The sequence below is a fragment of the Micromonospora sp. NPDC005298 genome (assembly GCF_040607375.1).
Taxonomy (GTDB): domain Bacteria; phylum Actinomycetota; class Actinomycetes; order Mycobacteriales; family Micromonosporaceae; genus Micromonospora.
Map to the genome: position 1 here is coordinate 58565 of NZ_JBEXGP010000003.1, position 22649 is coordinate 81213.

Below are 22649 nucleotides of genomic sequence, written 5' to 3' on the forward strand. Positions count from 1 at the left end.
GGAGTCACGTCCGCGCCACCAGCCCACGACGGGCGTGACGGGGCGCCACTGGTCGGAGTCACGTCCGCGCCACCAGCCCACGACGGGCGTGACGGGGCGCCACTGGTCGGAGTCACGTCCGCGCCACCAGCCCACGACGGGCGTGACGGCCCACCACTGGTCGGCGCCGCATCCACACCACCCGCCCACGACGGACGCGACGGCCCACCACTGGTCGGGGCCGGACCGGCCCACGACGGACGGGACGGTGGGGCGCTGACCGGGGTGGCGCCGTCGGCCCAGGACGGCCGCTCGACGGCCGGAGGCGCGCTCCCCCCGGGCGCGGGCGGCCCACTGGTCGGCACCGGTTCAGAGTCGGTGGCGCGCGGCAGCCGGTCGACCGGCGGGGTGACGCTCGGGGCCGGAGCGGCCCAGGACGGACGCTCCTTCGGCGCGCTGACCGGGGTCACCGCCGGACGTTCACCGGCCCAGGACGGGCGCTCGGGTGCCAGCTCGGTGTCGGGCCCGTCCCGGTCGACGTCGTACGCGCGGGGCGGCTCGGCGCGGACCGGTTCGGCGACCCGGCCCGGCGTGGACTCGTCCCGGCCCTGGCGGCCGGCGGGCTCGTCATCCTGTCTGGACCACGGTGGCGCCCAGCCGCTGCCCCAGCTCGGGCGGTTCCAGTTCGGCCCGGACCAGTCCGGTTCGATCGCCGACGACTCCCCGGCCCGGGGCGCGTCTACGGCACGGGAGCCCTCGGCGGTGCGGGGCTGGTCGGCGCCTTCGTCGGTGGGCCGCTCCGGAGTGCGTCCGGTGTCGGCGGACGCCTCCGCCGGGAGCGGGTTGCGCCAGTCGCGGGGCGCGGCGGACGGGTCGTCGGCGGTCAGCCGGTCGGCGCTCGGCGCGTGGAAGCCGGGCGGGACCTCGAAACCCGAGGCGGCGGTGCCCACCGGTGGCACCTGGACGGCCGGCGGCGGGGGTGCGGGTCGTTGGGCGGGCACGACCAGCCGGTCGCCGCTCGGGGCGGGCCGGTCGTCGCCGGGCGGCGCGCTGACCGGCGCGGGACGGGCCGCCGACGCGTCGAGCCCGGGGTGGTGGACGCCGTTGGTCTCGGCGCCGGCGTGTCGGACGCCGTTGGTGTGCTGGCCGTTGACCCGGGCCGGCGCCTCGGGTCCGTCGGGCAGCCCGACCACCGGCGGTGGCAGGTCGCCGTGCCGCGCGGATGACGTACGCCACCCGACAGCCGGGTCCGGCTGCCACCGTGCCGGCGGCTCGGGGTCGTCCGCGTGCTCGGCGGCCCGGGACCACCCGCCCGACGGGGGCGCCCACCCGCCGCCGGAACGGCTCGGGTCGTCGTGCTGACCCGTTCCGTCATCGTGCTCTCCCGGGGTGGCGGCTCCGGGTTGCCCTGTTTCACTCACCGCGCGCTCCTTGGTCGCCCCCGCTGAGGCTACCGTGTGGCGACAGTGGCGATAAGTTACAGCGGCGGGCCATTTCCACATCGAGGGTCACGGGCCTCGCCCGGTCTGGGGGGAAAATGCCGGCTCGTACGGAGAACTCGGAGGATCCCATGACCGCTGCGGGGAGTGGCGCACAGACCGCTGGCCGACCCACCCGTCTGCCCCGGTCGGCGCGCCGTAAGCAGCTGCTCGCGGCGGCGCAGGAGGTGTTCGTCGCGCAGGGCTACCACGCCGCGGCGATGGACGACATCGCCGAACGGGCGGGGGTCTCCAAGCCCGTCCTCTACCAACACTTTCCCGGGAAGATGGACCTCTACCTGGCCCTGTTGGACACGCACTGTGACGCCATCGTCGCCAAGGTGCAGGACGCGATGCGCGGCACGATCGACAACAAGGAGCGTGTCGGCGCGTCGGTGCGGGCGTACTTCGACTTCGTCGACCACGAGAGCGAGGCGTTCCGTCTCGTCTTCGAATCGGACCTGCGCAACGATCCGGCGGTCCGGCAGCGGGTCGAGCGGGTCGAGCGGGGCTGCATCGCGGCGATCACCGACACGATCATCTCGGACACCGGCGTGAGCCGGGCGCACGCGGAGCTGCTCGCCTCCGGGCTGGTCGGCGCGGCGGAGACGGCGGCCCAGTTCTGGCTGGCCGGCGGCCGTCAGGTGCCGAAGGCCGAGGCGGAGGCGTTGGTGGCGGCGCTGTCCTGGCGGGGCATCGCCAGCTTCCCGCTGCAAGGTGAGTCAGCCTGACCACCGACCCCGTGATCGGATAGCCTTCGCCTGGCGGTTCTTTCGCCCCAGTTGAGGAGGCACAGTGGAGGTCAAGATCGGCGTGCAGTACGCGCCGCGCGAGCTGGTTCTGGACAGCGCGCAGTCGCCGGCCGAGATCGAGCAGATCGTGACCGACGCCTTCGCCGGCAACGGCGGCACGCTCTCCCTGACCGACGAGAAGGGCCGGCGGGTGATCGTGCCGGTCGAGAAGGTCGCGTACGTCGAGATCGCCGAGGCGTCGCCGCGCGCGGTCGGTTTCACCGTCCGCTGACCGGTCCGGCCGTCGCGGCAGGTCGGCGCTGTCGTACCTGCCGCGGGCCGGAGCCGCGACTCAGTTGTCGAGGCCGGCCGCGTCCATCCGCGCGGTGGTCAGCCTCCCGAAACAGCCCAGGTACGTCGACCGGTCGTCCCGCCCGGTCAGCGAGGTGAGCGCGGCCCGCCCGGCGGCGCCAGCAGGCCCATGTTGAGAGCAACCGTGGCCGCCCCGGATCTCCAGGTTTCCGGGAGTCGTCGAACACCAGCCCCCGGTCGAGCCCCGTCCAGGCGTTGACGATCTGTGACGCAGCACACATTTGCCGCCCCCGCGTGGCGGCTGGCCGACCGGGAATCGGGACGTGAGCTTGCCTGTTCAGGTAGCATGGAGCAGTTGCCGTGGGCGCCGATCTGATCGACGTTCAGCCCGCGGCGCGCGTGCGGCCCGGTCCGGCTCGGCAGTCTGCCGCCGACCGTGTGGCCCGCGTCATACCGAACGCGCCCTGAGGACATGACGGGCGCACCCACGAGAGGGCACCCCCACATCCACATGAGCGATCTGACTCAAGACCTGATGGACGGCCAGGAGCTGGCCCCCACCGCCCCGGTTCGACCGGAGGCCCCCACCTTCGCCGCGCTCGGCGCCCGTGAAGAGACCGTCGAGGCGCTGGCCGCGGCAGGCATCACCCGCGCCTTCGCGATCCAGGAGTACGCGATCCCGATCGCGCTGCGCGGCGTCGACCTGATCGGCCAGGCGCCCACCGGCACCGGCAAGACCCTCGGCTTCGGCGTACCGCTGCTCGACCGGGTGTTCGCGCCCGGCGAGGGCAGCGACGGCGTACCGCAGGCGCTTGTCGTCGTCCCCACCCGCGAGCTCGGCATCCAGGTCGCCAAGGACCTCGCCGCCGCCGGCCGTACGCGGGGCGTGCGGGTGCTGCCGATCTACGGCGGCGTGGCGTACGAGCCGCAGATCGAGGCGCTGCGCAAGGGCGTCGAGATCCTGGTCGGCACGCCCGGGCGACTGATGGACCTGCAGAAGCAGAAGCACCTGCGCCTGGACCGCGTCCACGCGCTGGTCCTCGACGAGGCCGACCGGATGCTCGACCTGGGCTTCCTCGACGACGTCGAGAAGATCCTGGCGATGCTGCCGGAGGACCGGCAGACCATGCTCTTCTCGGCCACCATGCCGGATCCGATCGTCACCCTGTCGCGGCGTTTCCTGCGCCAGCCGATGACGATCCACGCCGGGCACACCGCCGAGACCGGGCCGTCGCCGCAGACCGAGCAGCTGGTCTACCGCACCCACTCGATGAACAAGGTCGAGGTGGTGGCGCGCATCCTCCAGGCGGAGGGTCGCGGGCTGACCATGATCTTCACCCGTACCAAGCGGGCCGCCGACCGGGTCGCCGAGGACCTCGACTTCCGTGGGTTCGCGGTCGCCGCGGTGCACGGCGACCTGGGCCAGGGCGCCCGGGAGCGGGCGCTGCGGGCGTTCCGCGCCGGCAAGATCGACATCCTGGTCGCCACCGACGTGGCGGCCCGGGGGCTCGACGTCACGGGCGTCACCCACGTCATCAACTACGACTGCCCGGAAGACCAGGACACGTACACCCACCGGATCGGTCGTACCGGCCGGGCCGGGGCGACCGGTGTCGCGGTGACCTTCGTCGACTGGGACGACATGCCGCGCTGGCGCATCATCGACAAGACCCTCGGTCTGGAGATGCCGGAGCCGCCGGAGACGTACCACACGTCCCCGCACCTCTACACCGACCTGCACATCTCCTCCGAGGTCAGCGGCACGCTGCCCACCGCCGAGCGCACCAGGGCCGGGCTGTCCGCCGAGATCGAGGAGGACCTGGGCGGCACCACGCGCTCCCGCCGCGGCGACAGCGGCGGCCGTGGCCCCCGGCGCGGTGACAGCCGTGGCGGCGAGGGTCGGGGCGAGCGCCGTGGCCGGGGCGACGGCCGTCGGGACCGCTCCGACGCGGCCGCGCCGGTCGCCGCCGAGGCACCCGCCGAGGAGGGCATCGCCGAGGAGGGCACCCGTACCCCGCGTCGCCGGCGTCGCCGCCGGGCCGGCGAGACGGTCGTGGGCGAGCCCACCGCGGTGATCTCCGCCGAGGCCGGTCCGTCCGAGCCGGCCGCCGCAGCCGCCGACGGTGAGCCGTCGAAGCCGCGTCGCCGCCGGCGCCGTCGTGGTGGTGGTTCCGGCGCGGGTACGCCGGCCGAGGCGACCGCGGACTGACCCACAGCGACACCCGACATCCCCCGCACCGCCGAGCGCGGTTCGGGGGATGTTTCCCTTCCCGCCCCTCCTGCCGAAGATGGAACGATGCCGGAACCACTGGACGCCGCCCTGACCGAAGTCCGGGCACTGCTGCTCGACCCCGCGCTGACCCGGGCGGTGGCCGCCGGCCGTCGCCGGGGGCGTCGCCCCACCGTGGTCCGGGCCGAGCTGCGGCCGGTGACACTCAAGGCCGGGCCGCGGATTCAGATCGCCACCTCCGACGGCGCGCGCCCGTACACCCGTAACGTCGCCCCCGGTCCGGAGGCCGCCGTGGCGGTCGACGAGCTGCTGGCCGAGCCGTTCGGTAACTGGCACGTGGAGACGGCCGACGCGACGCTCCAACTGCGGGTCACCAAGTCCGGCGAGGCGCAGGTGCACCGCGCCGCGACGGCCCGACCGGCGGCGACGCCGGCCGGGAACGACCGGGCGAAGGAGTACCTGCTCGACCCGGGCGACGAGATCTTCGCCGAGATCGGCGGCTCGGCGGCCAAGCGTCGCCAGGTCGACGCGTTCCTGCGGGCCCTCGCCGCGACCCTGCCCGACGACCTGACCGGTCCGCTGCGGGTGGTCGACCTGGGCTGCGGCAACGCGTACCTGACCTTCGCCGCCTACCGCTACCTGACCGGCCGGGGGCTGGACGTCGACCTGGTCGGCGTGGACGTCCGGGAGGACCAGCGGCGGCGTAACACCGAGCTGGCGCAGCGCCTGGGCTGGGCCGAGCGGGTCAGTTTCGTGGCCGGCACGATCGCCGACGCCGTCGTCGATCCCGCACCCGACCTGGTGCTGGCCCTGCACGCCTGTGACACCGCCACGGACGAGGCGCTGGCCCGCGCGGTGCGCTGGGAGGCCCGCTGGGTGCTGGCCGCGCCGTGCTGCCACCACGACCTGGCGAAGCAGCTCCGCGCCCACCCGGCCCCGGCCCCGTACGAGCTGCTGACCCGGCAGGGCATCCTGCGGGAACGCTTCGCCGACGTGTTGACCGACGCGTTGCGGGCCGGTCTGCTGCGGGTGCACGGGTACCGGGCCGAGGTGGTGGAGTTCGTCGACTCGCAGCACACGCCACGCAACCTGCTGATCCGGGCCCGCCGGACGGGCACCGGCCCGACCGACGCGCAGCGCGCGGAGTACCGCGAACTGGTCGACCAGTGGCAGGTCACGCCCCGGTTGGAGACCCTACTGTCCGCCGACGAGGCGCGGCCCTAGCGGAGGCGGTCGCCGCCCCGGTCCCGTCCGAGGCGGTCGCGGGTCGACAACCGCTCCGAGCCGGACCGCTGGGAGATCCAGTCCTTGTTCCCCGTACCGGTGGGGAAGGGCACGACCTTGCCCACGCCCTCGGCGTTGCCGACGGCCACGAAGGCGTTCCAGGAGATGTCGACGAGCAGTCTCTTCATCTCGGCGTGTCGGACGCTGGCGTTGCGCTGCAGGGCCAGCCGTACGCCGAGCACCACCCCGACCAGGCTGGCGGTGACCGCGCCGGTGGCCGCCAGCACCTCCACCCCGGTCGCCGCATAGCTGCGCAGCACCAGGACCAGCAGCCAGCTCCAGAACCCGGCGGCGAACACACCTGTGGTGGCGACGAAGAAGAGGCTCACCGCACCGGGCTGGTACGGCCGCGGACGGCTCGGTTCGGCCATGATGGCTGCTCCTCAGCGGTGCTGCGGGACACGGCGGACGGGGACGGACGTTACGCCGGGAGCAGAGCTTAGTTGATGGGCGGCGATGGTTCCTGCTCGTCGGTTCCGCATGTTCGTCGATACGGCCGCAGGATCAGTCCCGTCCACGGGACAGATTGTGCGGTCAGTCAATTGTTTCCGGCCCCTGGCGTACTACCCTCGAAAGGCGCACCGCCCACTGTTCCGGCCGGGAGGGAAGACCCGCAGGGATGGGTTCCGCAGAGGTTTCGCCGCAGATGGCGTTCGCCCGCTTCGTCAGGCGGGCGATCGACGACGCCCGCGACGAACGCGGGTGGACCGTGACCGATCTTGCCTCGCACACGGGCGTGGGCCGCTCGACGGTGTTCCGCTGGCTGGCCGGAGATTGGCAGGACTATCCCGAATTGGCCAAAGTACGGGGCTTCTGCGCGGCACTCGACCTGCCGGTGGCTGCCGCGTTCCGGGCGCTCGGTCTGCCCGACGCCGGCCCGAGTCCCCGCCGCCGCAGCGACGACGGCCCGGTCGAGGCCGACGTCCGGGCGATCCTCGAACGGCTGGCCGACCCCGGTGTCCCGGCCGAGGAGAAGCACCACATCCGCGACCTCCTCCGCTACCTGGCCCGCCGCCCCATCCGCCGCGCCGGCTGAGCCCCCGGGGTCAGGGGACGGTCAGCGTGAACTCGGCGGTGTGGACCTCGGCGTTCACCTGGAAGTCCAGGAAGAGGCGGTAGCTGCCGGGGCCCGGGATGGTCAGCCAGAACCGCACCTGCCCGTCCACCAGCTCCGGCTCCGGGTGCACGTGCAGGTAGCCGAGGTCGCCCTCGCGCAGCGCCACCAGGTGCCCGTACGCCCCGAGGTAACGCTCCAGCGGTGCCGCGCCCGCCGCGCCGTCGATCCGGAAGGTCAGCGGCACGGTGGCACCGACCTGCGCCGAGCCCTGGTAGCCGACGGTGAACCCGTCAACTGTCGTCGAGGTGGCCGCCTCAGGCAGCGGACGGGGCCGGTAGTCGCCAGGCGCGGCGAGGTCCACGCCGAGGGTCACCGCGGTCTGCCCGCCGTTGTCGGCGACCACCGTGAAGTCGGCGTACGCCCGCCAGACCCCGGCCCCGGCGAGGGTCAGCGGCACCGACCAGGTGCCGTCCGCCGCCATGCTCGGGTGCAGGTGCTGGTATCCGGTCAGGTCCCGCCGTACGACGATGAGGTGCATCGGCTTGTCGTGGACGACGGCGAAGCGGGTCACCGGCCGCCGCTGCGCGTCCCGTACCTGGAAGCGGAACTCCCCCGCCCGACCGGACGGGAACTCGGTGGCCACCGGGGCCAGCGTGTAGCCCGCCGCGCTGACCGACAGGCCGCCCGGCTCGACGCCCGCGCCCTGGTCGCCGCCCACGACGGCACCGTGGTTGTGCGGGGCGGTGCCGGGCGGGTCGGTGTGCTCGGCGGCCAGTGACGGGCCGCCGGCGCCGGTGGTGGTGCCGGTGTTCATCCGGCCGAGGCCGAAGCCGAGCAGCACCGCGAGCACCAGACCGCCGACCACCAGGGCCAGCCGCAGGGTGCTGCGGTCCGGTGCGGCGGAGACCTGGTCAGGCACCGCCCACGTCCAGTGTGCGGCCGCTGACGGGGTGCTGATCGGTCATGCCGCCCACGGTACCGCCGCACCCGGCCGCCCCCGGACGACGCCCGGACGGCGTGGCGACCGTCGCAATCCGCCGCGTCCGGGAACTTTCCGACCCGGCACCCTCAGCCGGCCACGGCGAGGGCCAGCGGAAGCACGTCGGGTGCGCCGGCCCGGCGCAGAGCCCTGGTCACCATCGTCATCGTCCAGCCCGAGTCGACCAGGTCGTCGACGAGCAGCACCGGACCGTCCAGCCCGGCCAGCGCGTCGGCCAGATCGGTCGGCACGGTGAAGGCGTCGTGCAGCGCGCGTACCCGTTGGGCGCTGTTGCCGCGCGCCCCGCCGGCGCCGCCCGGACCGGTCGGGACGACCTCGCCGAGCAACGGCAGCCGGCCCACGGCGGCGATCCGCTCGGCCAGCGACCCGACCAGTCGGGGCCGCCGTCGGGAACCGACCGCGACCACCGCCGCCGGGCGGCGCGGCCACGGGTCGTCGCCGTGCGCCCACGCCTTCAACACCTCCACCACGGCGGCGGCCACGTCGTCGGGCACCGGCGCGTCGGGTGCCTCCGGGCCGACCAGGTCACGCAGCCGGCCACCCCAGCCCAGGTCGGAGAGCCGCCCGACCGCACGGCCCGGCAACGCCTGCTCCGCGGGCGGGATCCGGCCCTTCAGGGGTACGCCCACCGCGTCCAACCCGGTCGGCCAGAGCTTCTTCGGAGCGATCTCCACGCCGGGGCGGCCCAGGAAGGTCTGCGCGGCGGCGAGCGCGGCCGTCGACACGTCGGCGGCGAAGAGCGGATCGGCGCACCTGTCGCACCTGCCGCAGTCGGTGGCCCCGGTGTCGTCCAGGCGTTCCCGTAGATACCGCATCCGGCAGTCGGTCGTGGTCGCGTACTCCCGCATGGCCTGCTGCTCGACGGTGCGTGCCTCGGCGACGCGGCGCAACCGGGCCTCGTCGTAGACCCAGGGCTCGCCGGTGGCGAGCCAACCACCGCGCACCCGGCGGACCGCGCCGTCCACGTCGAGCACCTTGAGCATCAGCTCCAGGCGGGCCCGGCGCAGGTCGACGAGCGGTTCGAGGGCCTGGGTGGAGAGCGGGCGGTCGGTGTGCAGGGCGGCCAGTACGGCCCGGACCTGCTCCTGCGGCGGGAAGGCCAGCGAGGCGAAGTAGCGCCAGATGGCGGCGTCCTCCGCACCGGGCAGGAGCAGCACCTCGGCGTGCTCGACGGCGCGGCCCGCGCGACCGACCTGCTGGTAGTACGCGATCGGCGACGGCGGCGCGCCGAGGTGCACGACGAAGCCCAGGTCAGGCTTGTCGAAACCCATGCCGAGCGCGCTGGTCGCCACCAACGCCTTGATCTTGTTGTCGAGCAGGTCCTGTTCGGCGGCCCGCCGGTCGGCGTCCTCGACCTGCCCGGTGTACGACGCCACCGGGTAGCCCCGGGAGCGCAGGAACTCGGCCGTCTCCCCCGCCGCCGCGACGGTCAGCGTGTAGACGATGCCCGAGCCGGGCAGCTGGTCCAGGTGGTCGGCGAGCCAGGCCAGCCGGTGCGCCGGGCTGGGCAGGTCGAGGACGCCGAGACGCAGCGACTCGCGGTCCAGCGTGCCGCGCAGGACGAGGGCGTCGCCCAACTGCTCCGCCACGTCCTGGGTGACCCGGGAGTTGGCGGTGGCTGTGGTGGCCAGCACGGGCGTGCGCTCGGGCAGCTCGGCCAGGAACGTGCGCAGCCGCCGGTAGTCGGGCCGGAAGTCGTGCCCCCAGTCGGAGACGCAGTGCGCCTCGTCGACCACCAGCAGGCCGGTGGTCGCGGCGAGCTTCGGCAGGACACCGTCGCGGAAGTCCGGATTGTTGAGGCGTTCCGGGCTGATCAGCAGGACGTCCACCGCGCCGGTCTGGATCTCGGCGGTGATCTCGTCCCACTCGTCGAGGTTCGCCGAGTTGATCGTGCGGGCCCGGATGCCGGCCCGGGCCGCCGCCTCGACCTGGTTACGCATCAACGCCAGCAGCGGCGAGACGATGACCGTCGGCCCAGCCTGCCCGCCCTGCCCAACCTGCCCGGCCTGGCCCGCCTGCCCGGCCTGGCCCGTCTGCCCGGCCTGCCCGGCCTGGTCGCTGTCGCGCAGCAGCGCGGTGGCCACGAAGTAGACCGCCGACTTGCCCCAACCGGTCCGCTGGACGCAGAGCACCCGCCGCCGGTCGACGACGAGCGCCTCGATGGCCCGCCACTGGTCCTCACGCAGCCGGGCGTGGTCACCCGCCAGCCGGCGCAGCACCGCCTCGGCCCGCTCCCGTACCCCTGCCCGCTCCGCTGTCTCCACCCGACATGTCTACCAGCGCCGTCCGTCATCCCCGGTCAGCGGCCGAGGACGGAGCCTCCGTTCACGCCGAGGACCTGGCCGGTGACGTAACCGGCACCCGGGCTGGCGAGATAGCGGACCGCCTCGGCGATGTCGCCTGGTAGCCCGGCCCGTCCGACCAGGGTCGCCGCCACCCGCTTCGCGTGCCCCTCGGCGGTCATCCGGTCGCCGAAGAACTCGGTCTCGGCGACGTAACCGGGGCTCACCACGTTCACCGTGATCTGCTCCGGGCCGAGCTGCGCTGCCAGGTCGTACGCCCAGCCGTGCAGGGCCGCCTTCGCCGCCGAGTACGCTCCGCCGCCGCCGCGCTGGGCCGCGATCGAGCTGATCAGGATCACCCGCCCGCCGGGTCGACGCAGCGCCGGCCGCAGAGCCTCGGTCAGCAGTACGGCGGTCAGCACGTTGGCGTCCAGGTTGGCCCGCCAGTGTGCGGCGGTCCCGACCAGCGTGCCGGTATCCCCGCCCAGGTAGCCGCCGGCGTTGTTGACCACCACGTCGACCTGCCGGTCACCGACGGCCGCGAGGACCGAGTCGAGCTGCTCCGGGTCGGTCAGGTCCGCGGCCACGGCGGAGACGCGGTCGTCCCGACCACACTCAGCGGAGATCCGCTCGGCGGCGGCCGACAGCACGTCCGCCCGCCGTCCGACGATCAGAACGTCGTACCCGTCCCGAACGAGCGCCTCCGCCACGGCGGTCCCGATCCCGGTCCCGCCCCCGCTGACAACCGCAACCCGCGAATCCATCTCCCGGCCTCCCCAGACGCAGAACCCCGTCGATCATGAAGTTAACGCCATCCGCCACGGCGTGTCGTGGCATAACTTCATGATCGACGGGGCCGGCGTCACCGGCGCGGGCGGAGGGAGCGGGTCAGGTGGGACAGGCGGGGGGCCAGGCTGGTGAGACCTCCTGGGAAGAAGTAGACGGCCAGGATGAAGACCGTGCCCAGGACGAACAGGGGCTGGCTCAGCGGGTGGCTGAGGACGGCCGGCAGGTTGTCCACCGCGTCGCTGGCGCCGAACGCGGTGAGCCGGTGGTCCAGGTACATGTAGAGGACGCCGCCGAGCACCGGCCCCCACCGGGTGCCCGGCCCACCGAGCACCACCATGACCAGCAGCGACAGGGTCAGCTCGGACGAGGTGATGTGCGGCGACGCGCCACCGACGATCAGGACGTAGACCACACCGCCCGCCGACGCCAACCCGCCGGCCAGGGTGAACGCCACAAGCTTGTAGCGGTACGGGTCCAGCCCCAGCACCCCGATCCGCCGCTCGTCGTCGCGCAGCCCGGCGAGCACACGACCGGTCGGCGACCCGCTCACCCGGTGCACCACGAAGACCACGAGCGTCAGGTACGCCAGGGCCAGCCAGTACAGGTTGACCGTGTTGGTCACCCCCACCAGCCCGGCGGGCAGCCCGGACACGTCAAGCGGCAGGCCCTCCTCGCCGCCGGTCAGCCCGCCGAAGTCCCGAGCCACCAGGATCGCCCCGACCTGGGCGAACGCCAGGGTGACCATGGCGAACGCGATGCCCACGGTCCGCAGCGCCACCGCACCGAGCAGCGCGGCGAGGATCGTCCCGCCGGTGATCGTCAGCAGCGCCGCCTGCCACAGTGGCAGACCGGCCCGGGTGATGAGGACGTCGGTGCCGTACACGCCCGCCGCGAAGTAGAGCGCGTGCCCGAAGGAGAGCATCCCGGTCCGGCCGAAGAGCAGGTCGTACCCGGCCGCGAGCCCGCCGAAGATCAGGCAGATGGCGAGCAGTTGCAGGGTGCCGGGTGAGTTGACCGGCCCCTCGAAGATCCCCGGCAGGGACATCGTCGAGTACGGCAGGATCGCCAGCACGGCCAGCGCGACGAGCGGCAGGAAGGGGCGTACCCGGTGCCACCGCCCCCGCTGCGGGGTCAGCTCGTCGGGCACCTGCGCGGGAGGCGCGTCGATCACCGTCATGCCGTTGCCACCTTTCCGGCGATGCCCTGCGGGCGCAGCAGCAGCACCACGGCCAGCAGCCCGACAACGCAGATGTCGCCCAGCCCGGACGTGCCGTAGTAGTTGACGAACTGTTGCACCAGCCCGACCACGACCGCCGCGTACGCGGAGCCGACGACCGAGCCCATCCCGCCGATCACCACCACGATGAACGCGAAGATCAGCAGTGAGCTGCCCTGACCGGGCGAGACGGTGCCGAAGTAGACCCCGCCGAGCGCCCCGGCGAGCGCGGCGGCCGCCCCACCGATCGCGAAGACCAGGGTGAACGCCTTGCGCACGTCGATGCCGAGCGCGGTGACCATCTCCCGGTTCTCCACCCCGGCGCGGATCACCAGGCCGTACCGGGTCCAGCGCAGGAACGCCAGGATCGCGCCGAGCACCAGCACCGCCGCGATGATCAGCAGCAGGCCGCCGTTTGGCACCTGCGCGCCGAGGATCCCGGTCACCTGCCGGGTCCAGTCGGGGCGCGGGAACGGCCGGGCGTCCGCACCCCAGGTGGCCTGGAGCAACGCCACCCCGGCCAGCGACAGGCCGACGGTGACCAGCACCTGCTCGATGGTGCGGGAGTACAGGGGGCGGATCAGCACCAGCTCCACCAGGATCGCCACGAGCGTGCCGGCGGCCACCCCGAAGGCGACCGCGACCACGAAGCCGAACCCGTCCGAGCCGGCACCCGGCAGGTTGCCCGCCGCCCACCAGGTGCCGTACGCGCCGACGCCGAGGAACAGCCCGTGCGCGAAGTTCAGCACGTCGGCCAGGCCGAAGACCAGGGACAGGCCGGACGCGACCAGGAAGTACAGCGCCGCCAGACCCAGGCCGGTCAGCGTCAACAGGATCACCGTGCTCATGCCCTGACCTCCGCGCCCACACCCAGCAGCGACTTCGTCAGCGCCGTCTCCAGCAGCAGGTCCTGCGCGTTTCCGGTCCAGGCGACCCGGCCGGCGGAGAGCACCACCGCGTCCCTGGCGAGCCGGCGGACCACCGCCAGGTTCTGCTCGACGAGCAGCACCGGCACCGACTCCGCGACCCGTTCCAACACCTCGGCCACCTCGGTCACCACCTTCGGCGCCAACCCCTTGGTCGGCTCGTCGACCAGCAGCAGCCGGTTGTCGTTGAGCAGCACCCGTCCGATCGCGAGCATCTGCTGCTGCCCACCGGAGAGCGAACCCGCCCGTTGCCGTCCGCGCCGGTCCAGCTCCGGAAAGAGCGCGAAGACCTTGTCGTACGCCGGGGTGGTGCCGCGCCGCTCGGCGAGCCGCAGGTTCTCCGCGACGGTGAGGCCGGCGAACACACACCGGTCCTCGGGTACGTAGCCGAGCCCGCCACGGACCAGCCGGTGCGTCGGCCGCGCCAGCAGACTCTGCGCGCCCATCCGGATGGTGCCGCGGACCTCCCCGGCGGGCGGGGTGAGGCCGACGATCGCGCGCAGCGTGGTGGTCTTGCCGACGCCGTTGCGGCCGAGCAGGACGGTCACGCCGGTCGGGGCGACCGTGAAGGACACCCCCTGGAGGATGTGCAGCCCGGAGATCCGGACCGACAGGTCCTCCACAGTGAGGATCGGTTCCATCAGAGCTGCTCCCCCAGATAGGCCTCTTGCACCGTGGGGTTGGCCATCACCGTCTCCGGGGTGTCGCAGGCCAGCAGCGCGCCGTGGTGCATGACGGCGATCCGGTCGGCCAGCTCCAGGATGACGTCCATGTGGTGTTCGACCATCAGCACCGCCCGGCCGCTGTCACCGGTCAGCGACTTGATGACGGCGACCAGTTCGGGTACGTCCTCGGCGCTGACACCGGCCATCGGCTCGTCCAGCAGCATCACGCGTGGTTCACCGGCGAGCAGCAGGGCGATCTCCAGTTTGCGTTTCTCGCCGTGCGCCAGGGTGCCGGCGAGCGCCGTACCCCGGTGGGCGAGGCCGACCCGGTCGAGCGCCGCGTCGGCGGCGGCGGCCACCTCCCGGTCGGCCGCCGCCCGCCGCCACAGTGCCATCGAGCCCCCGCGGTGCGCCTGCACGGCGAGCCGGACGTTCTCCCGCACGCTGAGCGAGCCGAAGACCGAGGATGCCTGGAAGGTACGGCCCAGTCCGAGGCGGGCCCGCCGGTGCGGCGGGAGCGCCCCGATGTCCTGCCCGTCCAGGGTGATCCGGCCCTCCGTGGCCCGGCGCAGGCCGGTGATCAGGTTGAACAGTGAGGTCTTGCCGGCGCCGTTCGGCCCGATCACGCCCAGGAACTCCCCGGGCGCCAGGTCGAGGTAGACGCTGTCGACGATGGCGACCTCACCGATCCGCCAGGTCAGACCGCGGGTGGCGAGCATGGTCAGCCCTTCATGGCCACGGCCGGCGGCGCGGTCTCGTCACCGGTGAGGCTCTTCTGCGCGGTCGCCGTGAAGGCGGTGCCGCTGCCGGTCAGCTTGGCCTGGAACATCGGCTGGAGCAGCGCGTGGTCCGCGGCACGGATGGTCATCTTGCCCTTGACCCCGTCGAAGCTCCAGTCCTCCAGGGCGGTGACCATCTTGTCGACGTCGTCCCCACCCTCCTGCGCCGCGCGGACCACCATCTGGGCGGCGGCGAAGCCGTCCGGGTGGAACAGGTCGATGGTGTTGACCTTCGCCTTGAGCGCCTTGCTGGCCTCGGTGTCGCTGGCCCCGTCGAAGTAGTGCGAGAGGAACGAGATCTTCGCGCCGGCCGCGCCGAAGGTCGGCCAGGAGGCGCGGATGTCCAGTCCGGTGACGACAGTGGTGGACGAGAGCACGCCCTGCTGGTCGAGGGTCTGCCACATCGCCGGGGCGGTGGTGCCCGCCCACGCCACGAAGAGCAGGTCCGGCTTGGCCGCCTTGATCTGGCTGGCGAACGGCGTGAACTCGGTGGCGCTGGCCGGCGCCCGGACGCTGCTCACGGTGGCACCCGCGCTGCCGATGACGGCCTTGACGGCGCCCTCGTTGGCGTCGCCGAACGCACCGTCCTGGGCGAAGACCACGACCTTCTTGCCGGTGGGGTCGCCGATGAACGACTTGGCGGTCACCACGTCCTGGTACGACTGCCGACCGGAACGGAACGTGTACTTGTTCGCACCGGTCACCGCGTCCGTGGCGGCGGGCCCGGAGATGAACAGGACCTTGTTCTGCGCCGCGATCGGCGCGACCTGGAGTGCCACGCCGGAGGCGGTGGACCCAGCGATGATCTTCGTGCCCTTGCCGATCAGGTCCTTCGCCGCGGAGACCGCCTTGGCCGGGTCGCCCGCGTCGTCGACCTCGGTGAGCTCGATCTTCCGGTCACCGACCTTGCCGGTGCCCTTGGTGGCGAAGTCCAACCCCGCCTTGAACCCCTCGATGTACTGCTTTCCGTAGCTGGCCAGGGCTCCCGACTGGGAGTACACCAGGCCGACCTTCACCGGCGCGGCGCTGTCGCCGCCGCCGGTGGCGGTGTCCTGCGGGCTACCACAGGCCGTGGCGGCGAGCGCCGCGGCCATCATCGTGGCGGCGGAGAGGAACGCCCGCCGCGTGTGCCGGACCGTCATCGCGACTCCAGGTGAGGACAGGATGCTGTGTTGTCGGATCACGCTAGAAGTGACGTCACCCACGGGCTATGTGGCAGAAACACACAAGTAACAGGAACGAGGTGGCCGGAGGTTACAACGGACCGCGTCACGCCCCGGGAGCCCACACCTTCGATGGCCCCCGCCCCCACGGGTCACTCGACCGGTGTGTCGCCCCCCGCCATCCGGCGTCAGCCCGCCCCGGCATCGAGATCGCTACAGCAGACCGTCCGTGATCGGCCGGGGCGGGTGAACCTCCGGAATGGGCGTTCCCGCTCGGACGTCCGTACGGAAAAGGAAGATTGTCTGGTGCGCCGGTTTCTCCGCAACCCCGTGCGGCTGGTGCCGCTGGGGTTCCTGGTGCCGATCCTGCTCGGCACCGGACTGCTGATGGCGCGCTGGGCCACCGTCCAGCATCAGCGACCGCCCCTGGTCACCGCGCTGTTCACCGCCACGTCGGCGGTGTCGGTGACCGGAATGGCGATCACCGACACCCCGAACTACTGGTCCGGCTGGGGTCTACTGGTGATCACCCTGCTCACCCAGCTCGGCGGTCTCGGCATCCTCACTGCCGCAGCGCTCGTCATCCTCGTGGTGTCGCGTCAACTCGGCCTGCGCAACCGGCTGCTGGTGCAGGCCGAGACGGCGGAGTTCGGCATCGGTGACGTGGCCCGGCTGCTGCGCCGGATCGCGGTGACCGTCTTCGCCTGCGAGGCGGTGATGACAGCCCTGGTCGCCGGCCGGCTCCACTGGGCGTACGACTACACGCCGGGGCGGGCGCTCTGGTCGGGGGTCTTCCACGCCGTCCAGGCGTTCAACAACGGCGGCTTCGCGCTCTACAGCGACGGTCTGCTGGCCTTCGACCGCGATCCGTGGGTGTCGCTGCCGCTGGCGTTCGGTGCCATCGTCGGCGGGCTCGGGTTCCCCGCCCTGTTCGAGGCCGTCCGGGAGTGGCGCAAGCCGGCCGGATGGGCGGTGGCCACCAAGCTGACCATCTGGGGCAGCGCGGCCCTGCTGCTGCTCGGCTTCCTCGGCCTGCTCGCCGCCGAGTGGACCAACGTCGGCACCATCGGGTCGTACGGCACCGGGGGCAAGGCGCTCGCGTCGTTCACCCAGATCGCGTTGAGCCGTACCGGTGGCTTCAGCGTGCTGAACATCGCCGACCTCCAGGAGGAGAGCTACCCGCTGCTGATCGTGCTGATGTTCATCGGCGGCGGCAGCGCCAGCACGGCCGGCGGCATCAAGGTTTCCACGTTCTTCCTGCTGGCGTTCACCATCTGGGCCGAGCTGCGCGGCGAGCCCGACGTGACGGTCGGACACCGTCGGGTGGCCACCGCCAGCCAGCGGCAGGCCCTCACCGTGGCCCTGCTCAGCGTCGCGCTGGTCACCGCCGGGACGATGCTCCTGCTGCTGCTCACCGAGGGCGTGCGCTTCGTCGCGGCCCTGTTCGAGGTCACGTCCGCGTTCAGCACCACCGGGCTGACCGTCGGTCTGGCCGGCGAGCTGCCGGCCAGCGGCCAACTGGTGCTGACCGTGCTGATGTTCATCGGCCGGGTCGGGCCGCTCACCCTCGGGTCGGCGATCGCCCTGAACACCAGGCGCAGGCTCTACCGCTATCCGCAGGAACAACCAATTGTCGGCTAGTCGCGAGGAGGTCGGGGTGTCGGCGAGACGATCGGACGGCGGCGGCGTCGTGGTGATCGGGTTGGGTCGGTTCGGCTGCCACCTGGCCGGGTCACTCACCCGGATGGGCCGCGAGGTGCTGGCCGTCGACCGCAACCCGGATCAGGTGCAGCGCTTCTCGACCCAGCTCGAACGGGTCGTCCAGGCCGACTCGACGGAGGACGGGGCGCTGCGCCAACTCGGCGTGGCCAGCTTCGAACGGGCGGTGGTGGCCATCGGGGCTTCGGTGGAGGCGAGCGTGCTGACCGTACTGGCGTTGACCGAGCTGGGTCTGCCGCAGATCTGGGCCCGCGCCACGTCGCAGAAGCACGCCAAGATCCTGTCGTCGGTGGGCGCCCACCACGTGATCTTCCCGGAGGCGGAGACGGGCGACCGGGTCGCACACCTGATCGTCAGTCGGCTGCTCGACTTCATCGAGTTCGACGACGACTTCGCCATCGCCACCATCCGGGTGCCGGAGTCGCTGGTCGGTCGGACCCTGCTCGACCTGAGCCCGGACGAGCGTTACGGGGTCCGGGTGATCGGCGCGAAGGCGCCGGGTGAGCGCTTCCGGTACGCCTCGGACGACACCGCGCTGGCGCGGGGTGGGGTGCTGGTGGTGGAGGGTGGGATCGACCAGGTACAGCGGTTCGCGGGACGACGCTGAACGTCACCGCCGAGGGCCACCACCGTGCCCCTCAGGGGCCTTCACCCTTTTCCCGGACCACCGGGCCCCTTGCCCGGCTTCTTCGGGCCCTTCGCCGCCTTCGGTGGAGTGGGAGCCTTCGGCCCGGCCTTCGTGGTGGTCTTCGGTGGGGTCTTCGCGGTGGCCGCCTTGGTCGCCGGCGCGGTGGACGGCGCGCTGCCGGCCACCCCGGAGACTCGTACCCCGCAGGTGCTGTCGCCGACCCGGAACTCCACCGGGAGCGGGTTCGCCCCGCTGTACGTCCCGGTCAGGGTGACCTTCTCGGCCGCGCCAGGCGCGAGAGTGGTGCGCTGGGCGGCCGGTCGGACCAGCACGGTGTTCCCCTGCTGCTGCACCGACGTCGGTTCCGCCCTGGTCACCGCCTGCTGGCCGGGGAAGGTGAAGCTCATCGTCCAGTCCCGCAACTCCTGGTCGCCCTTGTTGGTCAGGGTCAGCTCGGCGGCGAAGTCCTTGCCCGAGTCGGTCCGCAGCGCGTACGCCACCTCGCAGGGCACCGTCTTCGGCAGGCCCATCCGGGCCTCGGTGGTCGGCCGGTCCTCGCCGCTGGCCGGGCTGCGCGAGGTGAACCCCCACATCGCGCCGGTGACGGCGATGAGGCCGACGGCGGCCACCCCGGCCTCCACCCGCCGCCGACGCCGGTGCTCCCGGCGGGTGCGGTTACGGGTACGGGACAGCGGCAACGCGTCGGTCGCCGCCGACCAGGGCAGGATGGTGGTGCCCGCGCTGGCCAGCACGGCCGGGTCCAGTGGCCCGGCGGCCGGTGACACCGGAACGGCCGCCAGCATCCCGGCCGCCTCGGCGAGGGTCCGGGCCAGCTCGGCGGTCGTCGGCCGGTCGGCGGGCTTCTTCGCCAGGCACCGCCGCACCAGGTCGGTCACCTCGTCCGGCAGGCCGGGCGCCGGTGGCATCGGGTCCGGGTCGTTGTACATGTGCGCGCGCAGCATCTGCGTGGTCGTGCTGGCCTGCCACGGCAGCCGGCCGGTGAGCATCCGGTAGAGCAGCAGTCCCACGGCGTACACGTCGGTGGCCGGGGAGACCTGGCCGTTGTCCAGCCGCTCCGGGGCGAGGTACGCGGGTGTGCCGAGCAGCGCGCCGTCCGGCCCCTTCTCGCTCTCCCCCACCAGCGCGGAGATGCCGAAGTCGACGACCTTGACGCCGGTCGAGGTGAGCATGACGTTGCCCGGGGTGACGTCGCGGTGCACCACACCACGGGCGTGCGCGGTGGACAGCGCGGAGCTGACCTCGGCGCCGATCGTCACCGCCTCCCGCCACGGAAGGGTCACCTCGCGGCCCAGCCGGTTGGCGAGTGAGGTGCCGTCGACCAGTTCCATCACGACGTACGGCACCGTCAGGCCGACCTGCTCGGACTCGCCGTAGTCGTACACGTTGGTGATGTTGGGGTGGCAGAGCCGCGCGGCGGCCTGCGCCTCCACGCGGATCCGGTGCCGGAACGCCCGGTCGCTGGCCAGCCGGGACGCCAGGACCTTCACGGCGACCTGGCGTCCGAGCACCTCGTCGTAGCCGCGCCAGACCACCGACATGCCGCCCGCGCCGAGCTGCTCGACGAGCCGGTACCGCTCATCGAGGAGTTGCGCGCCGTTCCGGTCCCCACCACCCATGGTGGCCGTATTTGCCCGCCCGGAGGGCACCTACACCTCGACGATCGGAATCGGTCAGGGATGTCACCCGATCAGGCGGTCGCCAGCAACTGGTCCACCGGGGCGTAGTCGTCGGTCAGCACCAGCGCCGATCCGACGAAGTCGGTGAGGTCCGCGCCGGAGAGCAGACTGACCTTCGGGTCGGTCTCGCCCAACCGGTTGCGGACCGCGTCGAGCGGCAGCGGGGCGTCGGAGGCGACGATCAGGAAGTTGGAGCCCTGCTCCTCGGCGAGCGCCTCCGGTGGGGCGATCAACGCGACGTGCGTGAACTCGGCGGCCACCGTCGCCAGCTCGGCGCGGATGAACCGCAGCGGCGGATAGTCGATGACGTTCTGCGCGTACACCCCGCCCGGGCGGGTCACCCGGCGGATCTCGGCGGCCATCTCCCGGGTGGACAGGTGCCACGGCACCACCAGGTGCCCGAACGCGTCACCGACCACCAGGTCACGGCTGTCCGTGGACTCGCCGGCGACGAGCATCCTGGCGTCGCCCACCACCGCCCGCAGGTCCGGGCCGGGGCGTACGCCCAGTTCGCGCTCGCCCAACTCGATCAGCCCGCCGTCGATCTCGAAGACGACGTTGTCGGTGCCCGGTCGGGTCGCGGTCAGGTACCGCGGCACGGTGAAACCGCCGCCGCCCAGGTGCAGGGCGTCCAACCGCTGCCCGGCCGGCGCGACCACGTCGGCGACCGCGCCGATCCACTTCGTGTACGCGTACTCCAGGTGGCTGGGGTCGTTCAGGTCCACGTACGAGTGCTGGGCGGAGTTGAGCAGCAGCGTCCGGCCGCTGGACCGGGCGGGGTCGGTCGTCACGCTGGCACAGTGGTACGCCGTCTCGATGTCGCACGGGTTCGGGGCGACGGTGCTCAGTCCCGCACCGACCAGGCCGAGCACGGCCAGCGCGGCGCGGGTGCGGGCCGGCCCGGGCAGGTCGGTGGGCGCCTGCCGGCGCAGGTACCAGCCGAGACCGATACCGACCAGGCCGAGCGAGACCGCCAACGCCAGCAGGATGACCGTGCTGCGCAGCGCGGCGACCAGCACGAAGCCGGTGAGCAGGGTGGCGGTGATGCCGCCCAGGGTGCCGATGCCGGACAGCCGGCCGACGACCTGGCCGGTGCGGCGCAGGTCGGCGAGCTGGAGTTTCACGACAAGCGGGGTGACGGCGGCGAGCAGCGCGGCAGGCACGAACACGGCCAACGCGACGAGCAGCAGGATGGCGCTTGCCGCTCCGCCGCGCAGCACCTCACCGGCGTACCTGACGACGGGCAGGGTGATCGCGGTGGCGATGCCGGCCAGCACCAGCGCCGGCGCCAGCAGGCCGCGCGGGTCCCGCCGGTCGGCCAGCCAGCCGCCGGACCACGCGCCGTACGCGATGGCCGCCAACGCGATGCCGATCACCGAACTGGTCACCTGGAGTGTCACCCCGACGTACGGGCCGACCAGGCGCAGCGCGACGGTCTCCAACACCAGCACCGCGCCGCTGGAGAAGAAGACCAGGAACGCGGCCAGGCCGTTGGGCAGCGCACGACCGGTGACCGGGGCGGGCGCCGCCGGGGAGGCCTGCGGAGCCGCGACGTCGGACGGTGGGGAGCTCATCGTCGCGATGGTACGCAGCGAAGCTGGTGCTTCGGGTCAGTACATCGAGAGATGAACATGGTTCGTGTGGCTGGCGGCGGGACTGCCGCTGCCGCTGTACGCGCGCCAACCCGTGCCCGGGTGCCAGATCTGCCGGTACCAGATCACGTAGAGCACACCGAGCCGGTCGGCGTTGCGGACGTGCCAGGCGGCCAGGCTGTCGCCGTACGCCTTGTCACCGCCTGTCGCGTTGCGGTCCTCGAAGCCGTTGGTGGCGGCGGAGAAGTCGCAGGCCCGCCCCTTCGGGTGTTCGCCGCCGCCGCCCTCACGCTTGCAGGAGACGTGCCGCTTGTAGCCGGCCGCCTGGGTCTGCTTGAGGGCGTTGAGGGTGCGCGGGGTGATGCAGCCGGAGGTGGTCGGGTCCTTCACCGAGCAGGACTCGGACGGCCACGACCCGTCGGAGTTACGCGGCGCCGGCTTCGCGGAGGCGGAACTGCCGCCGCTGAAACCGCCGCTGGTGCCCGAGCTGACCTCGGCGAGGGCCGCCTCGGCTTCCTTCTTCTTCTTCGCCATCACGGCCAGTTGCTTCTGCTGCTCGCGTACCTCGGCGTCGATGGCGAGCTTGGCCTGCTGGGCCTCCGCCTGGGCGTCGACGAGATTGCGCAGCCGCTTGCTGTCCCGCTGTGCCATCAGGTCGAGGTCGGCGGCCCGTTGCAGGAAGGCCTGCGGCGTGGCGGTGTTCAGCAGCATCGACGCCGGGGTGAGCCGACCGGCCCGGTACGACTGCGCGGCCACCTCACCGACCTGGGCGGTGAGCCCGACAAGCCGACCCTCGACGGACTTCAGCTCGCCGGTCAGCGCCGTCTGCCGACGCTTGGAGTTGTCCAGTTTGTTCTTGGCCTCGATGTGGCCCCTGGCGGTCAACTCCAACGCGTCCCGCAGCTTCTTGGTGCCGCCCTCGTCGGGTTCCGCGTACGCGGGAACGGCGCCGCCGACGAGCACCAGCGTGACGGCGGCGAGCGCGGCGAGCAGAGCGCGGCGAACGCGCCGCTGGCTGAGCCTGGTCCTGGGCACGAAAGCGTCCTTCCGTCGACCGCCGGCCCCCGGGTGAAACCACTGTGCGGCGGCGTCTCCGCCGGCGCCGGTCGGCGGCCTGCTGGC

General features: G+C 72.7%; 19 protein-coding genes and 1 pseudogene. 7 read left to right on the forward strand and 13 right to left on the reverse strand.

The genetic code is table 11. The annotated features are described in order from the left end of the window. Nucleotides 1-1400 (reverse strand): annotated as a pseudogene (locus tag ABZS77_RS09265) (hypothetical protein); the annotation flags it as partial. Nucleotides 1401-1549: 149 nt separating this feature from the next. Between ABZS77_RS09265 and ABZS77_RS09270 the strand changes: the two are divergent. The 4 genes from ABZS77_RS09270 (at nt 1550) to ABZS77_RS09285 (ending at nt 5954) form a co-directional block, all read left to right on the forward strand. After that, nucleotides 1550-2188, forward strand: a complete 639-nt coding sequence (locus ABZS77_RS09270; protein ID WP_354819743.1) for a TetR/AcrR family transcriptional regulator — start codon at nt 1550-1552, stop codon at nt 2186-2188. Nucleotides 2189-2252: 64 nt separating this feature from the next. Then, on the forward strand, nt 2253-2480 hold the full coding sequence (locus ABZS77_RS09275) for a DUF3107 domain-containing protein (RefSeq protein WP_030329796.1): 228 nt from the start codon (nt 2253-2255) through the stop codon (nt 2478-2480). A 531-nt stretch (nt 2481-3011) separates the two neighbouring features. Next, nucleotides 3012-4709: a DEAD/DEAH box helicase gene (locus ABZS77_RS09280; RefSeq protein ID WP_354819746.1), complete on the forward strand. Its 1698-nt coding sequence runs from the start codon at nt 3012-3014 to the stop codon at nt 4707-4709. 87 nt (nt 4710-4796) lie between these two features. Next, entirely contained in the window at nt 4797-5954 is a 1158-nt protein-coding gene (locus tag ABZS77_RS09285; RefSeq protein ID WP_354819749.1) for an SAM-dependent methyltransferase, read from the forward strand. On the opposite strand, the gene ABZS77_RS09290 is transcribed toward ABZS77_RS09285, so the two are convergent. After that, entirely contained in the window at nt 5951-6385 is a 435-nt protein-coding gene (locus ABZS77_RS09290) for a hypothetical protein (protein ID WP_354819752.1), read from the reverse strand. The two genes, ABZS77_RS09285 and ABZS77_RS09290, sit on opposite strands and share 4 nt — an antisense overlap. A 248-nt stretch (nt 6386-6633) precedes the next feature. Between ABZS77_RS09290 and ABZS77_RS09295 the strand changes: the two genes are divergently transcribed. Further along, nucleotides 6634-7050 (forward strand): helix-turn-helix domain-containing protein, encoded by a 417-nt coding sequence (locus ABZS77_RS09295; RefSeq protein ID WP_354819755.1) that lies wholly within the window; start codon nt 6634-6636, stop codon nt 7048-7050. Between the two features lie 10 nt (nt 7051-7060). Here ABZS77_RS09295 and ABZS77_RS09300 read toward each other — a convergent pair whose 3' ends face one another. From ABZS77_RS09300 to ABZS77_RS09335, 8 genes are all read right to left on the reverse strand, one after another. Next, entirely contained in the window at nt 7061-7990 is a 930-nt protein-coding gene (locus ABZS77_RS09300; RefSeq protein ID WP_354819758.1) for a hypothetical protein, read from the reverse strand. A 149-nt stretch (nt 7991-8139) separates the two neighbouring features. Next, complete coding sequence (locus ABZS77_RS09305; RefSeq protein WP_354819761.1) at nt 8140-10335, reverse strand: DEAD/DEAH box helicase; 2196 nt, start codon at nt 10333-10335, stop codon at nt 8140-8142. 35 nt (nt 10336-10370) lie between these two features. After that, nucleotides 10371-11117, reverse strand: a complete 747-nt coding sequence (locus ABZS77_RS09310; RefSeq protein ID WP_354819764.1) for an SDR family NAD(P)-dependent oxidoreductase — start codon at nt 11115-11117, stop codon at nt 10371-10373. A gap of 98 nt (nt 11118-11215) precedes the next feature. Next, nucleotides 11216-12319 carry a branched-chain amino acid ABC transporter permease gene (locus ABZS77_RS09315; protein ID WP_354819767.1) on the reverse strand — a complete coding sequence of 368 codons (1104 nt, stop codon included), beginning with the start codon at nt 12317-12319 and terminating at the stop codon, nt 11216-11218. After that, nucleotides 12316-13206: a branched-chain amino acid ABC transporter permease gene (locus ABZS77_RS09320; protein WP_354819770.1), complete on the reverse strand. Its 891-nt coding sequence runs from the start codon at nt 13204-13206 to the stop codon at nt 12316-12318. The genes ABZS77_RS09315 and ABZS77_RS09320 overlap by 4 nt, the downstream gene beginning before the upstream one ends. Continuing rightward, on the reverse strand, nt 13203-13925 hold the full coding sequence (locus ABZS77_RS09325; RefSeq protein WP_234582437.1) for an ABC transporter ATP-binding protein: 723 nt from the start codon (nt 13923-13925) through the stop codon (nt 13203-13205). Before ABZS77_RS09325 ends, ABZS77_RS09320 begins: the two co-directional genes overlap by 4 nt. Then, a complete protein-coding gene (locus ABZS77_RS09330; RefSeq protein WP_354819773.1) occupies nt 13925-14668 on the reverse strand; it encodes an ABC transporter ATP-binding protein in 744 nt (247 codons plus the stop codon). Before ABZS77_RS09330 ends, ABZS77_RS09325 begins: the two co-directional genes overlap by 1 nt. A gap of 2 nt (nt 14669-14670) precedes the next feature. After that, nucleotides 14671-15870, reverse strand: a complete 1200-nt coding sequence (locus tag ABZS77_RS09335; protein WP_354819776.1) for a substrate-binding domain-containing protein — start codon at nt 15868-15870, stop codon at nt 14671-14673. A 327-nt stretch (nt 15871-16197) separates the two neighbouring features. Between ABZS77_RS09335 and ABZS77_RS09340 the strand changes: the two genes are divergently transcribed. Beyond that, nucleotides 16198-17532, forward strand: coding sequence for a potassium transporter TrkG (locus ABZS77_RS09340; protein WP_354819779.1), 1335 nt, complete (start codon nt 16198-16200; stop codon nt 17530-17532). A gap of 16 nt (nt 17533-17548) precedes the next feature. Then, a complete protein-coding gene (locus ABZS77_RS09345; protein WP_354819782.1) occupies nt 17549-18217 on the forward strand; it encodes a TrkA family potassium uptake protein in 669 nt (222 codons plus the stop codon). A 41-nt stretch (nt 18218-18258) separates the two neighbouring features. Here ABZS77_RS09345 and ABZS77_RS09350 read toward each other — a convergent pair whose 3' ends face one another. From ABZS77_RS09350 to ABZS77_RS09360, 3 genes are all read right to left on the reverse strand, one after another. Continuing rightward, the gene (locus tag ABZS77_RS09350; RefSeq protein WP_354819785.1) at nt 18259-19875 is read right to left on the reverse strand and encodes a serine/threonine-protein kinase; all 1617 of its coding nucleotides are present in this window, start codon (nt 19873-19875) and stop codon (nt 18259-18261) included. Nucleotides 19876-19946: 71 nt separating this feature from the next. Continuing rightward, entirely contained in the window at nt 19947-21509 is a 1563-nt protein-coding gene (locus tag ABZS77_RS09355; protein ID WP_354819788.1) for a fused MFS/spermidine synthase, read from the reverse strand. A gap of 36 nt (nt 21510-21545) precedes the next feature. Continuing rightward, complete coding sequence (locus ABZS77_RS09360) at nt 21546-22562, reverse strand: hypothetical protein (RefSeq protein WP_354819791.1); 1017 nt, start codon at nt 22560-22562, stop codon at nt 21546-21548. Between the last annotated feature and the right edge of the window lie 87 nt (nt 22563-22649).